Source organism: Gammaproteobacteria bacterium (ex Lamellibrachia satsuma) (assembly GCA_019623805.1).
Lineage (GTDB): Bacteria > Pseudomonadota > Gammaproteobacteria > Chromatiales > Chromatiaceae > QGON01.
In genome coordinates, this window is the sequence record CP053680.1 from 2571975 (window position 1) to 2589567 (window position 17593).

General features: G+C 54.9%; 16 protein-coding genes. 11 read left to right on the plus strand and 5 right to left on the minus strand.

Features of this window, described 5'->3' with window-relative positions; translation table 11 throughout:
- The first annotated feature begins 76 nt into the window (after nt 1-76).
- The 4 genes from HPY30_11230 (at nt 77) to HPY30_11245 (ending at nt 3385) form a co-directional block, all read left to right on the plus strand.
- Nucleotides 77-346: a hypothetical protein gene (locus tag HPY30_11230; GenBank protein ID QYZ68014.1), complete on the plus strand. Its 270-nt coding sequence runs from the start codon at nt 77-79 to the stop codon at nt 344-346.
- A 201-nt stretch (nt 347-547) separates the two neighbouring features.
- Entirely contained in the window at nt 548-958 is a 411-nt protein-coding gene (locus HPY30_11235) for a sel1 repeat family protein (protein QYZ66507.1), read from the plus strand.
- A 3-nt stretch (nt 959-961) separates the two neighbouring features.
- Complete coding sequence (locus HPY30_11240) at nt 962-2740, plus strand: AAA family ATPase (protein ID QYZ66508.1); 1779 nt, start codon at nt 962-964, stop codon at nt 2738-2740.
- Nucleotides 2741-3385 carry a general secretion pathway protein GspB gene (locus HPY30_11245; GenBank protein ID QYZ66509.1) on the plus strand — a complete coding sequence of 215 codons (645 nt, stop codon included), beginning with the start codon at nt 2741-2743 and terminating at the stop codon, nt 3383-3385.
- 107 nt (nt 3386-3492) lie between these two features.
- Here HPY30_11245 and HPY30_11250 read toward each other — a convergent pair whose 3' ends face one another.
- Complete coding sequence (locus tag HPY30_11250) at nt 3493-4209, minus strand: ComF family protein (protein QYZ66510.1); 717 nt, start codon at nt 4207-4209, stop codon at nt 3493-3495.
- 65 nt (nt 4210-4274) lie between these two features.
- On the opposite strand from HPY30_11250, the gene bioB reads away from it, so the two are divergent.
- From bioB to bioD, 5 genes are all read left to right on the plus strand, one after another.
- Nucleotides 4275-5279 (plus strand): biotin synthase BioB, encoded by a 1005-nt coding sequence (bioB, locus tag HPY30_11255; GenBank protein ID QYZ66511.1) that lies wholly within the window; start codon nt 4275-4277, stop codon nt 5277-5279.
- Between the two features lie 218 nt (nt 5280-5497).
- Nucleotides 5498-6661, plus strand: coding sequence for an 8-amino-7-oxononanoate synthase (gene bioF, locus HPY30_11260; protein ID QYZ66512.1), 1164 nt, complete (start codon nt 5498-5500; stop codon nt 6659-6661).
- Complete coding sequence (bioH, locus tag HPY30_11265) at nt 6658-7434, plus strand: pimeloyl-ACP methyl ester esterase BioH (protein QYZ66513.1); 777 nt, start codon at nt 6658-6660, stop codon at nt 7432-7434. The genes bioF and bioH overlap by 4 nt, the downstream gene beginning before the upstream one ends.
- Nucleotides 7424-8290, plus strand: a complete 867-nt coding sequence (gene bioC / locus HPY30_11270) for a malonyl-ACP O-methyltransferase BioC (protein QYZ66514.1) — start codon at nt 7424-7426, stop codon at nt 8288-8290. The genes bioH and bioC overlap by 11 nt, the downstream gene beginning before the upstream one ends.
- Entirely contained in the window at nt 8287-9006 is a 720-nt protein-coding gene (bioD, locus tag HPY30_11275; protein ID QYZ66515.1) for a dethiobiotin synthase, read from the plus strand. Before bioC ends, bioD begins: the two co-directional genes overlap by 4 nt.
- Nucleotides 9007-9041: 35 nt before the next feature.
- Here the strand turns inward: bioD and rpoH are convergent, their stop codons facing one another.
- Nucleotides 9042-9893, minus strand: coding sequence for an RNA polymerase sigma factor RpoH (rpoH, locus tag HPY30_11280; protein ID QYZ66516.1), 852 nt, complete (start codon nt 9891-9893; stop codon nt 9042-9044).
- Between the two features lie 295 nt (nt 9894-10188).
- A complete protein-coding gene (locus tag HPY30_11285) occupies nt 10189-10800 on the minus strand; it encodes a PEP-CTERM sorting domain-containing protein (GenBank protein QYZ66517.1) in 612 nt (203 codons plus the stop codon).
- A 264-nt stretch (nt 10801-11064) separates the two neighbouring features.
- Here HPY30_11285 and HPY30_11290 point away from each other — a divergent pair, with 264 nt between their 5' ends.
- Nucleotides 11065-12378, plus strand: a complete 1314-nt coding sequence (locus HPY30_11290; protein QYZ66518.1) for an OFA family MFS transporter — start codon at nt 11065-11067, stop codon at nt 12376-12378.
- Nucleotides 12379-12579: 201 nt separating this feature from the next.
- The gene (locus tag HPY30_11295; protein QYZ66519.1) at nt 12580-13026 is read left to right on the plus strand and encodes a hypothetical protein; all 447 of its coding nucleotides are present in this window, start codon (nt 12580-12582) and stop codon (nt 13024-13026) included.
- Here the strand turns inward: HPY30_11295 and HPY30_11300 are convergent.
- Both HPY30_11300 and HPY30_11305 read right to left on the minus strand, forming a co-directional pair.
- On the minus strand, nt 13015-14124 hold the full coding sequence (locus tag HPY30_11300; GenBank protein ID QYZ66520.1) for a response regulator: 1110 nt from the start codon (nt 14122-14124) through the stop codon (nt 13015-13017). The genes HPY30_11295 and HPY30_11300 overlap by 12 nt on opposite strands.
- A gap of 15 nt (nt 14125-14139) precedes the next feature.
- Entirely contained in the window at nt 14140-17589 is a 3450-nt protein-coding gene (locus tag HPY30_11305) for a response regulator (protein QYZ66521.1), read from the minus strand.
- Nucleotides 17590-17593: the final 4 nt, after the last annotated feature.

Below are 17593 nucleotides of genomic sequence, written 5' to 3' on the forward strand. Positions count from 1 at the left end.
CCCAGAAGGTGTATGGTTTAGGTGTGGACGGGAAAAAGTGACAGCAGTATGTCGCAGGAGGTTTATCATGAAGACAATGCGCAAATTCCTGACTGCAACAGCAGTGGCAGCACTTGTGGCACTGCCGGTATCCACCGCGGATGCCTGGTGGGGTGGTGGCTTCGGTTTCTCCTTTGGCTTCTCTGGTTCAGGCTGGGGACGCAATTGGTACCGGCCATGGTATGGGTATAGAAATTATGGCTACTATCCCTACCACTATGGCTACTATCCTTCCTATTACCACTATCCGGTATACACGCCGGTTTTGACGCCAACAGTGGAAGTACCACAATTGGCTGAAAAGTAGCTGTCGTTAATTTGACCTGACGGTTTTAGCCGTGATTTCGTCCATGTCGCGGCTAAAAAATTCGATAGAAATCCTACATCCGTATACTGCCATCAGTACAAAAGCATGGCTTCTCGATGCACCTGCGGCTGAGAGGTGTTATGTTTCCTTATGGTGTGGGATCGTTGCTGGCCGGGAGAGAATCGATAGCAGATGAATTTGATGGCGAAAAATATTATTCGCGGCGTTGCGTTGCTGTTTCTGCTTTTGACACCTTTTCTCTCCGTTGCGGAGAACGATGCCTATGACGCGGCACTGACCTCGTTTGAAGCGGGTGACTACAAAGGTGCCTACACGTCCTTCAGAGATCTGGCGGAGGATGGCGTGGTGGATGCTCAGTACTACCTCGGCATGCTTTATCTCTATGGACAGGGAGTGAGAAAGAGTAATTCCCGGGGAGTGGAGTGGCTGAAACAGGCTGCTGGAAACGGTTCCTATCAGGCAGCTGCCAACCTGGGACAGATGTATCTATCCGGTGAGGGCGTCGCACCCAATGAGACCGTGGCAATCCAATGGTTGGAATTGGCGGATAAGCTGGCCAAAGCGCAAGACCTGGAAGAGGATTGCGATTGAACCATGCAGTTTAGCGACTTCGGGTTTCAGGAAAATCCTTTTTCCATTACGCCTGACCCCCGCTATCTCTATCTGAGTCGCGGGCATGAGGAGAGTCTGGCGCATCTGATCTACGGGACCGGGCCGAATGGCGGCTTCGTGCAGTTGACAGGAGAAGTTGGTACCGGCAAGACCATGCTGGTGCGCAGTCTGCTGGAGCAGAATCTCGAAAACGTCGATATCGCCCTGATCTTCAACCCCCGACTCTCGCGTCGTGCTTTCATGGCGGCCATCTGCGACGAACTGGGTATTAAATATGTGGGTCCCCCTTACTCCCTCAAGCAGCTGACCGATAATCTGAGCCACCATCTGTTGAAGACTCATGCGGCCGGGCGCAATACGGTCCTGGTGGTGGACGAGGCGCAGAACCTGAGTCCCAGGGTGCTTGAACAGGTCCGCATGCTGACAAATCTGGAGACGTCGCAGCACAAATTGTTGCGCATTATTCTGGTGGGTCAGCCAGAGTTGCAGCAACTGCTGGCACGTAAGGATATGCGGCAGGTTGCCCAGCGTATTACAGCACGCTATCACCTCTTTCCGTTATCCCGCCGGGAGACTGTCCGCTATATCCGGCACCGGCTTAGCGTGTCGGGGAACCGTGAAGATCTCTTTACCTCGTTAGCGCTACGCTTGGTGTATCACCTGTCTAAAGGTGTGCCGCGAATCATCAACACCATCTGCGAGCGGACGCTGTTGGCGATTTTTGCAACCGGCGCCAAACGGGCTGGACCCAGGCTGGTTTGGCGTGCGGCGAGGGAGGTCAGAGGTTCCGGCGTGGTGATGGGGGGGGTCGGCCGTCTCATGCCTGTCCTGCTGGTCGTGTTCTCCACTGCGGCCGTCGCCTGGTTTTTGATGCCACTATTTACAGACTCAAAATCGGAGTCGGGTGAGGTGGTTGCGGAGGCGCTGGATCGACCCGCCAAGGTAGAGCATGAATTGACTCTGCCGCCTCTGCCCTCCCCGGAACCGGAAGCCTCTCCTGTGATTCCCTCTGAGTCTGGAGCGAAAGCAGTCTCGGCGTTGCCGCAGTCGGAATCTGTTCCGGTCGTAACAGTCCCTCCCGTACCTGAAGCAATCGACACCCTGCCCGATGCTGGTCTTACAGTTGATCTGGAGGGGCGGATCTCGCATGTGGCAGACAGCAAGCGGGCGGTGCATCTGCGACTGTTTGAGTTGTGGGGCAAAAGTATCAAACTGCTTTCATCAGAGAGCGCCTGCAAAGAAGCGCCGCCATTGGGCTTGCGTTGCCTCACTAGTATTGGTGGCTGGGAGGATCTGGAACGCATCAACAGGCCGTTGCTGCTCAAGTTGAAATTGGGTTACCGGCAACGTTATATTCTTCTCAAATCCATGCAGGGTGAGAATTTAACGGTAGATTACGGTGAGGGTGACCGGCAGCTGAAACGGGCAGACATCGCTCCCATCTGGCCTGGTGATTATGTGGTTCTGTGGCGCCCAAGAACAAAATCAGCCCTGGTGGGGCCGGGTTCGACAGGCGTCCCTGTCACCTGGCTGAGGGCGCAGCTTGCAAAAGCAGAAGGTTTGGAACCCCCGGTCGTGATCGGCCGGGATGCATTCAATGCGGAGTTGCGGCAGCAACTGAAACGCTTCCAGTCCAAACACGGGTTGTCCTCAGACGGTGTTGCAGGGCAGCAGACCATGATTACCCTGAACAATGTGCAGCTCACAGCCGACACTCCAACCCTGAGAGCTGTTGTAACCAGCGAAGGGGGTGAAGGCTAAATGTCGCTGATTCTCGAGGCTCTGAAGAAAGCGGAACGCCAGCATCGGATTGGTCAGGTGCCACGGCTCGGTGCAGTCAACACCCAGCAGGATTTGGGGCAGTCCCGTTGGTTCGGTATCGTGGCGCTGGTATTCCTGGGTTTGGGCCTGCTGGTGCTGGGTCTCTATTTGGGGCGAGAGGATCCGCAGCAGATGGTGTCTGGTCCGGCGTTGGTACCCGACACGCAGCCTGCCAGATCGGAGGCACCGACGTTCCCGGCTCCACAGTCGCAACAGCCTGTGCCTGTACAGCCACAGGTGGCCTCCGCTGTGCAGAAACTGAAAATCGAGCCGCCTGAACCTGAACCGGAAGTGCCCTCGGTCACGACGCCAATTGTTGAGGAACTGCCGGTCCCTGTACCCCAGGTTCCACCCAAACTGATCAGCGAACTGCCGCCGGGGTTTGTGGAGAACCTGCCGGAGTTCAATATCGATGTGCATATTTACAACGATCAGTCCAAACGACGTTACGTGTTGATCAACCTGGAGAAGTATCGGGAGGGAGACTACCTGGCCGCAGGTCCGTTACTGTCGGAGATTCTGCCGGATGGAGTGGTGCTGGAGCATATGGGTGAGCGCTTCAAGCTGCTGATCGGCAATCAGTAAATCTTCATAACCATTTTCAGTCGACAAGTGTTAGTCTGGTAGGGTGCGCCGTGCGCACCAGAACAGGCGGCAATCATGGTGCGCACGGCGCACCCTACATAATAGATTCAAGGCGTCCGCGCCACTGCCCAAACATCCACCCTGGCTGCTCCGGCCTGCCGCAACACCAGGGTCAGTTCAGAGACGGTATTGCCGGTGGTAACCACATCGTCGAGCAGTACGATCCAGCAACCCGTCACCTGCTTTTTTACGCTGAAGGCACCGCGTATGTTTTTCCCCCGGTCGTCCTTGTCCAGATCCGCCTGTGCCTCGGTGGCCCGATTCCTGACACAGACTTTTGGTCGGAGAGGGATGCCGAATCGGCGTCCCACCGGTCTGGCGATCTCCAGAGCTTGGTTATAGCCGCGTGTTTTCAGACGGCTTCGATGCAGGGGTACCGGCAGGATAAAGTCCGGTTTTTCGAAGATTTTCCCCTCCAGGTAGTCGCAGAGCAGATCCCCCAACAGCCTGGAGTTGCCGAGTTGGTTGCGGAATTTCAGACCACTGACCAATTGACCGGTCTCCTGATCATAGACCAAGGCGGCAAGACACTGCTCGAAGCCGGGGTGTTGCTGGCTGCATGATCCGCATAAGGTGTTTTCAGGCGCGGCGGGTGGCAGGGGGATAGCACAAATTCTGCAGCAGTGCCGATTGTGAGAGAGATCCTTTTTGCAGTCTGGGCACAGATCCCGACCGTTCGCCCCCTGGTCTCCGCAGAGACGGCAGCGTGAGGCGTAGAGCCTGTTTAGTACAAAATCTATCCAATTGTAAACCTTCATAACCATCCTTGGTTGACAGGGGGCGCTCGATCCTTACTATTGCGGGATTTGGTCAACCCGCAAAGATCGCCATGAACGAAACCATTTTACGCCATGATTGGCGCCTCGACGAGATCGAAGCGTTGCTGGATCTGCCCTTCAATGATCTGCTGTTCCGCGCGCAGAGCACCCATCGTGCCCGCTTCGACCCCAATCAGGTGCAGGTGAGTAGTCTGCTCAGCATCAAGACCGGCGCCTGCTCGGAGGATTGCGGCTACTGCTCGCAGAGTGCGAAACACAGCGCCGATCTGGAGAAAGAGAAGCTGTTGCCTCTGAACGAGGTGGTTGAGGCGGCGGAAGCGGCCAAGGCTAAAGGTGCCAGCCGTTTCTGCATGGGCGCGGCCTGGCGCAATCCTACAGACAAAAACCTGGCGCGGGTCATAGAGATGGTGGAGGCGGTGCATGATCTCGGCATGGAGACCTGTCTGACACTTGGTATGCTGACAGAACCCCAGGCAGTGCAACTTCGTGAGGCGGGACTCGACTACTACAACCATAATCTGGATACATCGCCGGAATTTTACGGCAACATCATCACCACCCGCACCTTCGAGGACCGGCTCGATACGCTGGCCCATGTTCGCAACGCAGATATCAACATCTGTTCCGGCGGCATCCTGGGCATGGGCGAGTCCCGCAGTGACCGGGCGAGCATGTTGCGTGAGCTGTGCAATCTCAAAAAACACCCGGAATCGGTGCCGATCAATCTGCTGGTGCAGGTAGAGGGTACACCGCTTTTCGGTACCGATGCGCTGGACCCGTTTGAGTTCATTCGCACCATCGCGGCTACGCGGATCCTGATGCCGGAATCCTACGTGCGCCTCTCCGCCGGACGCAATGAAATGAGCGACGAAATGCAGGCGCTCTGTTTTCTCGCCGGTGCCAACTCCGTCTTCTATGGTGAGCGCTTACTCACCACCGACAACCCTGAAACAGACAGCGACCGGGTGCTGTTCGACCGCCTGGGTATGCAGATGGAACAGGTCGTTGAGTCGGAAGTAAAAGCGGCGAAGAAGCCTTGCAGGAAGGTGGGATAGCGATAGTTAAAAGGGGCAGGGTTTTTTGAGTTCGTCACCTCGGTTGTTGAAGGTGGCAGGTGACAGGTTTCAGGTCGCCGTGCCACTGGAAAGACCTAAATTCGTCGCTATTGTAGGTGCTGGAAAAAGTATTGACTCCGGAAGAGGTCGACGCAGACTTGGTCACCTGTCACCTGTCACCTGTCACCTGTCACCTGTCACCTGTCACCTAATCAACAATGTTCGATTCTCTGCATAAAAACCTGAACCAACGCCGCCGGGACGATCTCTATCGCGCCCGGCGAACGGTCGATGGTCCGCAGCGGCCTGAGCTGCTGGTGGATGGCCGCCCGATGCTCTCATTCTGCAGCAACGATTACCTTGGGCTGGCCAATCATCCAGAGATGGTCCGTGCGTTGCAGCAGGGCGCCGGGCGTTATGGTGTGGGCAGTGCCTCAGCACATCTGATCAGCGGTCACAGTCGTGCCCATGAGGAACTGGAAGAGGCGCTGGCGGTCTTTACCGGACGGCCCAGGGCGCTGCTCTTCTCCACCGGATATATGGCCAATCTCGGTGTGGTGTCCGCCCTTCTGGGACGTGGCGACCAGCTATTTGAAGACCGCCTCAATCACGCCTCACTGGTGGATGCCGGAGTACTCTCCAGAGCCAGGCTGAAACGCTATCAGCATGCGGATGTCGACAGCCTGGAACGGCAGTTGAAAGCGGCAGGGGAGGGACGGCGCCTGATCGTCACCGATGGTGTTTTCAGCATGGATGGCGATCTTGCACCCCTACCTGACCTGGCCCGGCTGGCTGCGCAAAATAACGCCTGGCTGATGGTGGATGATGCCCACGGTCTCGGCGTGTTGGGTAAAACAGGAGGCGGCTGCACCAGCCACTTTGGCCTGAGTGAAAAGGAGGTGCCGATCCTGATGGGAACTCTCGGCAAGGCACTGGGGACATTTGGCGCTTTTGTCGCAGGCAGCGAGGTTCTGATCGAGACTTTGATTCAGCAGGCGCGTCCCTATGTCTATACGACTGCCACCCCACCGGCCTTGGCCGAAGCAACGCTGGTCAGTCTGCAGATTGCACAGAAGGAGTCCTGGCGCCGTGAACGTCTGCAAAAGTTGATCACCCGTTTCCGGGAGCAGGTGGCGGGATTCGGTCTCTCCCTGATGGCATCGGAGACACCGATCCAGCCAATCGTGGCGGCCAGCGCTGGCCGGGCGCTGGCCTGGAGCCGCCATCTGGAGGCGCAGGGGATTCTCGTCTCAGCCATTCGTCCCCCCACTGTGCCGGAGGGTAGTGCGCGGCTGCGTATCACCCTCAGTGCAAGCCATAACGATGCCCAGTTGGAACGACTGCTGGAAGTGCTGGCGGAACTGCCGGAAGTGGACGAATGAGCCTCAACCTGGAAACCCTTGGTCGGGGGGGATCGCTGGTGCTGCTGCACGGCTGGGGCATGAACTCGGCGGTCTGGGGCGGTTTTGCCGAACGTCTGGCCGAAAACCGGCGAGTGATCCTAATAGATCTGCCGGGACATGGTGGCAGTCCCTTTACCGAAAAGCGCAGTCTCAGGGAGTGGGCGGACGCCTGTCTTGCAGTGGCTCCTGAGCGAGCGGTCTGGATCGGTTGGTCTCTCGGGGCGCAGGTAGCGTTGCAGGTTGCGCTGGATCAGCCGGAACGGGTGCAGAAGCTGATCTCCCTGGCGGGAACCCCACGTTTTGTGCAGGGAGAAAGCTGGCCCCATGCCATGGCAGACAAGACCTTCGGACAGTTTGCGACATCCTTGAAGCAGGATCATCGCAAGACGCTGGAGCGTTTTCTCGCCCTGCAGGTGCGTGGCAGTGATGAAGCCCGCGCCACATTGCGCGCCCTCAAGATCCGTCTGATGGAGAAGCCTGATCCGCAACCTACAGCCCTGGAGACAGGATTGTCGCTGCTGAAGAATGTTGATCTGCGAGAGGATCTGGCTGCTCTGCAGATGCCGACACTCTGGCTCTATGGCGAGCGGGATACGCTGGTCCCGGCAGCCGCCGCAGACCTGTTGCCGGCTATATTGCCCCAGGCTGAGGTGCATAGAATTTCCGGTGCGGCCCATGCGCCTTTTCTCTCCCATCAGGATGAGACGCTGGCACTGATAGAAACCTTTTTGGAGAGTAGCCGTGAGCAGTAAGCCCGTCGCTCATATCGACAAGCGCCAGGCCCGCCGGGCCTTTGAGCGCTCTGCCACCAGTTATGATGAGGTGGCGGTTCTGCAGCGTGATACCGCCCGGCGGATGCTCGAACGTCTGAGTTATATCCGCCATCAACCATCGGTGGTGCTGGATGTGGGGGCAGGCACCGGGGAGGCCACTGCAGCGCTTGCCAAACAGTACAGGAAGGCACGTATCCTGGCACTGGATTTTGCCCTGCCGATGCTGCAGCAGACGCGTAAACGGGGTTCCCTGTTCAGGCGTCCACGCTGTCTCTGCGCCGATGCGGAGCAGTTGCCGCTGGCGGATCAGAGTGTGGACCTGCTCTTCTCCAATGCTGCGCTGCAGTGGTGCAATAATCTGGAACAGACCTTCAACGAATTCCTGCGGGTACTGCGTCCCAATGGCCTGCTGATGTTCTCTACTTTTGGTCCGGATACCCTGAAAGAGCTGCGCCAGAGCTGGGCCGAGGTGGATGGCTATCCCCACGTTAGTCCTTTTCCCGATATGCATGATATCGGCGACGTTATGTTGCGGGCGGGTTTTTCCGATCCGGTAGTGGATGTGGATCGTATGCAACTGACTTACGAGGATGTGCCGGGGCTGATGCGTGATCTCAAGGCGTTGGGCGCGCATAATGTCACCCGCGGGCGGCAGCAGGGACTGACCGGCAAGGGGCGGTTGCAGGCAATGTTCAGCGCCTATGAGGTTTTTCGCAACAATGGGCGATTGCCTGCCAGTTACGAGGTGGTTTACGGATTGGCATGGGCGCCCCGGCAGCGCACTCAGGATGGGGTGACCTCTATCCCTTTCGATAGTTTGAAGCAGAGTCTATGAATTTCAATAAAGGTTTTTTCATCACCGGCACTGACACAGGTTGCGGCAAGACGGAGGTGGCTCTGGGACTGATGCATCGGCTGCAGGCGACGGGACTCAGCGTAGTGGGTTTGAAGCCGGTGGCCGCAGGTGCAGACCCGACCCCGGAAGGGCTGCGCAACGACGATGCGCTCAGAATTCAGGCCCAATCCGATATCCAACTGCCCTACGAAAAGGTCAATCCCTTCGCCTATGAAGCGTTTATCGCACCTCATCTGGCCGCAAAGTCGGAAGGGAGACCGATCAGCCTGAGAAAAATCCAGGCTGACTATGTCGAACTGTCTACTCAGGCTGACCGGGTCATTGTGGAGGGTGTGGGCGGTTGGCGGGTGCCATTGGGTCACGGTGTCACCCTGCCCGATCTGGTGCGGCTGCTTGATCTGCCGGTGATCCTGGTTGTAGGGCTGAAGCTGGGCTGCATCAACCACACCCTGCTCACGGAAGAGAGTATTTTGGGTTCTGGTCTGCGTCTGGCGGGATGGGTGGGCAACCACATCGATCCGGATATGGATGCGCAGCGGGAAAACCTTGAAACCCTCTGTAGCTGGATGCCTGCCCCCTGCCTGGGAGAGATACCTTACATGGAGCGGCCGACTGCGGAAGCTGTGGGAGAGTGTCTTGACAGGTGTGTAGCGGCCACGGAGCTGAGTGGAAGTTGTATGCGTAGCTGTCGGTAGAGACGGCAAAAAGCCGTCTCTACAACAGAGATCGATCAGGCGGCAAGCACGCCCTTCAGCTTGCCCATGGCGCTCTTCTCTATCTGACGGATGCGCTCGGCGGAGACGCCAAAACTGTCAGCCAATTCGTGCAGGGTAGCCTTCTTCTCCCCCAACCAACGTGCCTCAAGAATGGTGCGGCTGCGTTCGTCGAGTCCATCCATGGCGGTGAGCAGCTGCTGTTTCATGTGGTCTTCACTGTCCACGGCCTCAACCCTGGAGGCGGGCTCCAGACTCATATCCCGCAGGTAGCCGGCGGGGGTGGCTACCAGGCCATCCTCGTCATCGCTACCAGGACCATCGAAGGCGATATCCTGACCGGACAGGCGGGATTCCATTTCCAGTACGGTCTCCGGTTTTACACCCAGATCTTTCGCCACGCCCTCGACCTCTTCCTGGGAGAACCAGCCAAGACGCTTTTTGGAGCTGCGCAGATTGAAAAACAGTTTACGCTGGGCCTTGGTGGTGGCCACCTTGACGATGCGCCAGTTCTTCAGGATGAACTCGTGGATCTCCGCCTTGATCCAATGCACCGCAAAAGAGACCAGGCGCACGCCCATGTCAGGGTCGAAGCGTTTGACCGCCTTCATCAGCCCAACGGTGCCTTCCTGTACCAGGTCGGGTAGGGCCAGGCCGTAACCGGAATAACCGCGCGCGATACGAACCACAAAGCGTACGTGTGCCATGACCAGCGAACGGGCTGCCGCCAGGTCTTTATTATCCCGCAGTTGGACGGCGAGCTTGTGTTCCTCTTCCGCACTCAGAATCGGCAGCCGATAAGCTGCGCTGATGTAAGCGTCAATGCTGCCGGTGGGCAGCGACATGGGGATCACGAGTTCCTTACCCATTGAATACCTCAGTGTTTTACTCAAATTTTATATTAGCACTCTCTGACGGGGAGTGCCAACTCTAGAATATGACCGGAGTTTAGGGGGATGGTTCCGTTGCAGAACGAAAGGTGACAAGTCCCAGGTTCGTGAAAAGGGAACGGTTTTTTTGGAAAAATCGTCAAAAATAAAACTGAAGCGTAACTGGGCTCCAGCTCAACCAAGGGCCGCACAGCATTCCAGAACCCAGCATCTTCGCTCTTAATGTGTATTGGTCTGGCTGGGATTGACTGCAAACGTTTCAAAACGGCATAACTTACAGCCGTTTTTCTTTGCTCCGAGACAGTCCCAGCAGTCCAGCAGTAAAGAGCAGCCAGGTTATGGGCTCTGGTATCTGGGTCAATTGCACTGCTGTTAGAACCACATCCTCGTTGAAAGGCACATAATGGCTGTGGGCAATATTCACCTCATCCAGAATCAGGCCCAGCAGGTTGCTGGCGGCAAACAAGGTGGGGGTGTTGGTGGTTGGAAAAAATTTGTCCTGTGCCACCAGAACGCCACCCAGATAGCCGTTGACCCAGATGCCCTCAACCGGAGTCAGGCCGATGATTCGGTTCAGGCCGGTGACTGAATCGAAAGTGAAATCCCCGCCGTCGTCCCGGATGAATCCGATCCATTGCCCATACGCATCATCGATCGAATCCTCAATGCCGATATTTCCACCACCCACATCAACAAACCGTGGACTGCCACTGATGCCGCCCCCAACCTGAGTGAAGTCGAATTCGGCCTCTGAAAGCACTGTTCCCATACCGAAGGTGGAGCCAGACGTAAATCCGTCTAAGCTGATCATGGCTGTATGGCCCAGCGTCGGAACCAACAGCATCACGGTGACAAAAAACAGTCTGATATTCTTTGTAATCTTCATCTGTCGTCTCCCTCTACATCAAAGCAGCCTACTATGTTGAGTTTAGTTGAAATGGCCAAATCTAGTGGGTATAGGGAGAAAAATTTCCCCATTTAAAGTGCTGAACTCCAGCCCATCTCGTATGTTGCCTCGTAATTCGTCTCAAAAAGTCTTCCGCTATTGGCACTGAAGAAAGCTTCCCAGTTTCTCAACTCAAGTTTTTGTCACAGAACCGTTATATAGATCCAGTAGTATCCGCTGCTTTCATCAAGGTAACAAAAGACAATGCCGAGCAGTAAAAGTAGTCACGGAATGTGGGTGGTATTTGGAGCGCTGTTAATACAGATTTCTCTCGGCGCGATCTATGCATGGTCAGTATTCGCAAAACCGTTGCAGATTTCAGGTTGGTCGACATCCGATACCCAGTGGCCGTTCACAGTAGGGCTGGTGGCCTTTGCGCTGGTGATGGTTTATGCGGGACGTAAGCTCTATGTATTCGGTCCCCGCAAGCTGACAGCTGCCGGCGGCATCATGCTGGGTGCCGGTTATCTGCTTGCCGGTGCTATGGGCGGAGAGAGTTTCTGGCCGACCCTGATTGGTGTCGGGCTTCTGGGTGGTGCGGGCATCGGACTCGGCTATGTGGTGCCTATTGCGGTTGGTATGCAGTGGTTTCCGGACAAGAAGGGCCTTATCACCGGCGTTGCAGTAGCCGGTTTCGGTCTTGGAGCCATGATCTGGGTAAAGCTGGCGGGTACTTGGGGTGGTCTGATTGCTGACTATGGCATTGGTGCCACCTTTATGATCTATGGCGGGCTATTCATGGTATTGGTACTGATCGGCAGCCTGTGGATGAGCTTCCCACCAGAATTCGTACCGCCGAAGCCGGATCAGAAAGGCAGTAAATTTGATTTTCGCAGTGAGGAGATGATCAGATCCACCCACTACTGGTCGATATTCTCCACCTTTTCCATCGGTGCAACCGCAGGTCTGATGTGTATCGGACTGATGAAGCAGTTTCCGAGTCAGGCTCTTGCCGCATCCGGTATGGCTGAAACGCTGGCCGATGCGACTGCCGGTACTGCAATGGTGGTGTTCGCCATCTTCAATGCGCTAGGACGAATCGGCTGGGGCAAGATCAGTGACACCATCGGCCATGCAGTCAACTGTGATCATCGGGGGCGTAAGACCTCGCTGATCATTATGGCCGCCAGCCAGGGGGTGTTCGTTATCGCATTTCCCTATGTGGCTGGATTCGAATACTCGCTCTATCTGTTCGCGGCACTCATAGGTTTCAATTTTGGCGGCAACTTCGCGCTGTTTCCCGCCATCACCACAGACACGTTCGGACATAAGTTCTTCGGCCAGAACTATGGCTATGTGTTTCTTGCCTATGGTTTGGGTGGTACCGTCGGTCCAATGCTCGGTGGTTACCTGGGAGACATGAACAACTACCTGCTCGCTTTCATTATCACCGGCGTCTTGAGTCTCATCGCAGCAGTTATCATCTCCACGGTTAAGATTCCTACGAAACGTCAGGAGGAGGATGTCACCACCAAGGCGCAGGTGAGTGGTACGATCCGTACGGTAACGGCGGATTAGCGCTTGATTTTGTCGCTCCCTCCTATCCATCCGAGAGGGGAGGGAGAGATGGACGCTGTCCCCTCGTATTCACTTATTCTCCACGAGGAACATCAGTAAACAGCCAGGAACAGACGCCAGGTATCTTCTTGCGAGAAGCGTGTTACATTTGATGGTGCGAATCAAAGACAATGATTGAGTTGTAATCAAAGGATATAATCAATGAAACGGGACATCAGTTTCTGGTTAGTGCAATGGCCGGGCTGGCTCTTGCTCTTCTACCTCATTTACGCCCAGGCGATTCCCGCATTTGACTACGATCTCGGAGTCGCCATGGGCACACAGGAGTCGGCCGAACAGATTTCGGAGGTTGGCGTTGCCTTTTGGTACGGCTTCGCTTTTGGTGATCTCGTAACCTATATCCCTCTTCTTGCGGTGGGTCTGGTTGGGCATTGGTTAGGACGGACATGGGGCCGTGTGATTCTTGGCGCCGCGCTTGGGATTACGGTCTACTGGCCGGTTGTCTCCTTAAGCGCAGTTGTTGCTGCGCGTGATGCAGTGGGCTGGAATCTTGCAAGCGAGACGCCCTATTGGATTGTATTGCCGCTAATCACAGTTTGGGGTGCATGGGGGTTGTGGCGCATGACCCTCTTTAGATTACATGGATGAAAAATGCGCCAGACGGTCGATGGTGGTACGCAGTTGTTGATTGAGTTGGAGGCCTTGCTCTAAGTTCAGCTGCGATTTATCCACGCCAAGCTGCACAATATCCATGATCTTTCTTTCCTGATCTTCGGTAAGTCCGTAAGTGAAAAATGCAGTTTCAATATCCTGCACTACATCATCCATGACCTGCATGCCCGACTGTTGCTGTTTTTTGTGTAGACTCTCGATTTCCAATAGTGTTTGATTCGAGTCGGCCACAACACTGGCAAGCCCTGTCTGGATGGCCAATGCTTTAGCGCGAGCCTCAGCACCTTCCAGCAGAATGGCCATATGATCACGCAGCCTGCCGCATCGGTCATCATCATCCGGCATATTTTTAATAAGTTGTGAGACAGCGCCAAAATTCAGGATCAATCTGCTGCCGCTTTCCAGAATTCGCGTCTCTCCCGTGAGTCTTGACAGGAGTTCCTGCTCCAGCGGTGGTATAGACTTACTACTGCTAGCATAGACAGACTTTTCGGAATTGTTGATCTGCACACTGCTTTCCAGTCCATAGCTGGCGGTGGCTTCCACGACCAGTCTTGCCAGGGTTTTACTATTGTCAGCCGAAAAACTACGCCGCATAAAATCAATGATCACACCCTGTTCGCCGCTGTTAGAGATAGCGGTCATTGCCGTCTGCATGGCCGATGAGCTTTCTTCCGCTGATGCCTCACGGTCAGCTCTGTTGTTAATGGCCAGCTTGACCTTCTGTGCCAACATCTCCGGCTGAACTGGTTTGATAAGGTAGTCGCTGCCGCCCGCATCGTAACCGGCCAGTTTTTCTTCGGTTGTATCGTGGGATGATACGAAAATCACGTCTATATCCCGCGTGGGCTCGGCTTCTTTCAAACGACGGCAGGTCTCATATCCATTCATTCCCGGCATCTCCACATCCATCAAGATGACGTTAGGGCGAGGATCTCTGTCCGCTATCTGCAGCGCCTTTTCACCACTGGTGGCTGCCAGCACCGCATAATCTGTTGAGAAGCTTTCCATCACAAAGTGGATGTCGTCCGCTGAATCGTCAACGATAAGAATGCGTTTTTTCTCGGTATTCATTGCTGTTTTTTCTCTTTACACTTGTTGCCAAATACGTCCAATACTTGTTTTAGCAGCATCGATATCGAACTCATTCAATGCTTGCTCTATCTCGCTCAAGGACGGGCTGAATTCTGTATCCTTTGCTTTCTGCCGGATCTCTTTCAGCAAGACCCCCGCCTGTCTCAAGTCGTTATCCAGATACCCTTCTAGCTGTTGCAGTAAGTTCTGTAGTTCATCGGGATCAATGTCGGCGTTGCTCTCAACTGGAGCCGATTCGTCTGCGGGTTCATCCAGTTGAGTTAGTCCGTCGATCACCTGCTGCAGACTGGTATGCAGATTTTCCAGCTCTTCCAGCGCCTGGGCAGGCTGTTCGTTGCGGCAGTGTTGTTCAACAGAGGCGGCATGTTGATGGACCTGCCTGGCGCCGATGTTGCCACTGCTGCCTTTAAGGGAGTGAGCTGTATGTGCGGCTTCGGTCAACGCCTCATTGCGGATATTTGCTGTGATACGTTCTACCACGTCCAGGTTTCTGTCGCGGTAGTTCCCGAGTATTCTTCGGTAAGCGCTCTGATTGCCACCAATACGCTCAAGGGCATCCGCCGTATCTATGCCTGGCAGTTCCGGTAGTGGCTCACTCTCTGCCAGCTCCTCTTTCTGATCGGTCTGCTGAGGTTTTTCGCTCTGAGCAACCCATTCAGCAATCTCGCTGAACATGGCGTGAGGATTGATGGGCTTGGTGATGTGTCCGTTCATTCCCGCTTCCAGGCTCTTCTCATGATCACCAGCCAGTGCGTGTGCGGTCATGGCAAGAATTGGTAGAGCCACGTAATCATTGCCGAGTTCGCGAATTTTCCGGGCTGCGGTGAGACCATCCATGACCGGCATCTGAATATCCATCAGCACCGTATCATAGGAACTCTCTTGCACGGCAGCGACTGCCTGCGCCCCATTTTCCCGGATGTCGATGTTGAAACCGGCGCTGCTCAGTATCTCGGATGCCACATCCTGATTGACGGGGTTGTCCTCCACCAACAGGAGTTTGCTGCCGCCAAACCACCAGTCCCGGGCATCTTTGACATGATCTGAACCATGAGTGGCAATAGATTCTCCGTAGAGATCCAGCAATGTGTCAAAGAGATCTGATTGGCTGATCGGTTTGTTTATCCAGGCATCCACTCCCGGCACCGGCTCCTCGCTTTGATCCAGGGTACGCAACTCCACGATGTGTAGTTTGTGCGATCCGGCTTCGGAGCAGATGGCCTGTACCAGTTCGCTGCCCGCCAAGCCAGGCATGGTCGCATCCAGAAGGACGATATCGTAGGGCTTGTTGTCGGCTGCCGCAGCGCTGGCCTGGGCCACGGCATCACTCCCTGTGTTTGCCTGGTCGACCTCTTCCACATCCCAGGTTTTCAACATGCGTTCAATGACGTTCCGGGTGCTTACCTGATCGTCTGCCAGCAAAATGCGTTTACGGGACAATGATTCAGGTGGTACGAGACGACAGGTCTCCTGGTCTGATTCCACGGCAGGCAGATCAAAATGAAAATTGGAGCCGATTTCCGGCGCACTGGCCAGTTCGAGAGAGCCGCCCATGGCCTTTACCAGGGCGTGGCTGATCGCCAGTCCCAGGCCGGTGCCACCATATTTGCGGGTGTGGGTGCTGTCTGCCTGGGTGAATGCTTTGAATACGCGCTTTTGTTGATCCTCATTCAGGCCGATGCCGGTGTCGACAACGCCAAAGTAAATCCGCTCCTGTGCATAGGACGCATAAAGGGCCACCTGACCTGCCTCGGTGAATTTGATGGCGTTGTTGGCAAGATTGGTCAGGATCTGGCGCAGGCGCGTAGGGTCGCCCTTGATCACACACGGAACCTCCGGAGCTATGGAGCAGATCAATTCAAGACCTTTTTGGTGAGCCGATTTGGCCAGCATAGCCGCCGTCTGCTCGATCAGGGCAATCGGGTTGAATGGCAGTGATTCAAGTTCCAGCTTTTTGGATTCCAGCTTGGAAAAATCCAGGATGTCATTGATAACAGAGAGCAACAGATCGCTGGAGTGGCTCGCAGTCGTGATATAGCGCCTCTGGGTGTCGCTCAGTTTCGTATTCTCCAGCAGGTGCAGCATCCCCAATACCCCGTTCATTGGGGTGCGTATCTCATGACTCATGGTGGCGAGAAAATTTGATTTCGCCCGGTTGGCACTCTCGGCGTTCACCTTCTCGGCCTTCAGTGCTCTGGTGCGTTCGATCACCCTCTCTTCAAGCGCCTCGTTAGATTTGTTGATTGTTTGATTGGCCTGGTGAAGCTGAAGCAGGTTTTGGTTTAGTTCGTTCTCCTTCCGCTGAAGATTATTTGCCATCTCGCCAAAGGCAGAAAACAGTCGTGAGAATTCCTTGAGATAAGTGTTTCCCTGGTGGACGGAAAACTCTCCCCGGCCGATCATTTTCGTGTAGGAAAGCAGACCAAGTATGGGGCTTTGTATGATGTGAATAGTCACTATCATGCCCAGTATCACAAGACACAAAGCAGCCAGGGCGAACATCATGAAATGGGATTGATTGTCTGCAAAACTGCCGATCATTACCTCCATTTCGTGTGCTTGTCTGGTCTTGGTGTCACGTAGGAGTGTGTCCATCTTCGTATTCAGATCCCCACGAAATACCTCGATCAACTCTTCCGTTTCCAGTACCTCGGCAGCGGACGGGTCATTGTCATTAAGCGCTTGAGCATAAAGCAGAGTCGTTACTTTCAGACGCTTACTGCTGCGAGTGACCCCTTTGAGGCTGGAAAGAATGGTTTTGTAGGCATCGGTATTGCTTTTATCGTCTTGCTGTACCCTCTCATTAAGGCTTTCTGTCAGAGTATTGGTAACTTTCATGGCCTGGATTATTGGTTCGATAACCTGTGTCAGGGTCACGAGTTCCCAATCACCCACTTCGACCACTACCATTTCAATGCCGTTCAGCAGATGGTGCATTTTTTGCTTTAGTGGCAGGTTGTTAGAGCCAATTTCGTCCTCATAGGGCGTGGGTGGCTCATGTATCTTCTGCTGTAAATGGGAGATCTGGAGGCTGATGTTTTCCCGCAACTGAGCAAAAGTCTCTTCGTTTTTACTATCTGAGTATTTGCTCTTGATGAATTGATCCAGGCTGATGGCCAGACGCTCAATTTGGCTGGGTAGTGTGCCGGCTACAGGATCGGAGTCCCGGGACTGCTCAGCCAATGTACGCAACTGAATGGCAAGCTCCATTGCATGGTCACCGGCGCGTTTGGGCTGGCGTTGATATAGGGAGTATAGATTTTGTGACTGATCCAGCAGGTTTTGTAATCTGTGCAGTTTGAGCAGTGTGGGCGTATATCGGGTGACCATGCGTGAGAGGAATTCTTCAGCCTGCTCGGAGTGTTGGTGTGCTAAATAGCCAATACCCAGCATTGTGCTGAATAAACCAAGAGTACCGATTGTGAACAGGAGGCGTAATGACATGTGG

Excerpts from the sequence above, each read along its gene's own strand:
- HPY30_11230 (QYZ68014.1), top strand. The coding sequence starts at position 77 with ATGCGCAAATTCCTGACTGCAACAGCAGTGGCAGCACTTGTGGCACTG.
- HPY30_11235 (QYZ66507.1), top strand. The coding sequence starts at position 548 with ATGGCGAAAAATATTATTCGCGGCGTTGCGTTGCTGTTTCTGCTTTTG.
- HPY30_11240 (QYZ66508.1), top strand. The coding sequence starts at position 962 with ATGCAGTTTAGCGACTTCGGGTTTCAGGAAAATCCTTTTTCCATTACG.
- HPY30_11245 (QYZ66509.1), top strand. The coding sequence starts at position 2,741 with ATGTCGCTGATTCTCGAGGCTCTGAAGAAAGCGGAACGCCAGCATCGG.
- HPY30_11250 (QYZ66510.1), bottom strand. The coding sequence starts at position 4,209 with ATGGTTATGAAGGTTTACAATTGGATAGATTTTGTACTAAACAGGCTC.
- bioB (QYZ66511.1), top strand. The coding sequence starts at position 4,275 with ATGAACGAAACCATTTTACGCCATGATTGGCGCCTCGACGAGATCGAA.
- bioF (QYZ66512.1), top strand. The coding sequence starts at position 5,498 with ATGTTCGATTCTCTGCATAAAAACCTGAACCAACGCCGCCGGGACGAT.
- bioH (QYZ66513.1), top strand. The coding sequence starts at position 6,658 with ATGAGCCTCAACCTGGAAACCCTTGGTCGGGGGGGATCGCTGGTGCTG.
- bioD (QYZ66515.1), top strand. The coding sequence starts at position 8,287 with ATGAATTTCAATAAAGGTTTTTTCATCACCGGCACTGACACAGGTTGC.
- rpoH (QYZ66516.1), bottom strand. The coding sequence starts at position 9,893 with ATGGGTAAGGAACTCGTGATCCCCATGTCGCTGCCCACCGGCAGCATT.
- HPY30_11285 (QYZ66517.1), bottom strand. The coding sequence starts at position 10,800 with ATGAAGATTACAAAGAATATCAGACTGTTTTTTGTCACCGTGATGCTG.
- HPY30_11290 (QYZ66518.1), top strand. The coding sequence starts at position 11,065 with ATGCCGAGCAGTAAAAGTAGTCACGGAATGTGGGTGGTATTTGGAGCG.
- HPY30_11295 (QYZ66519.1), top strand. The coding sequence starts at position 12,580 with ATGAAACGGGACATCAGTTTCTGGTTAGTGCAATGGCCGGGCTGGCTC.
- HPY30_11300 (QYZ66520.1), bottom strand. The coding sequence starts at position 14,124 with ATGAATACCGAGAAAAAACGCATTCTTATCGTTGACGATTCAGCGGAC.
- HPY30_11305 (QYZ66521.1), bottom strand. The coding sequence starts at position 17,589 with ATGTCATTACGCCTCCTGTTCACAATCGGTACTCTTGGTTTATTCAGC.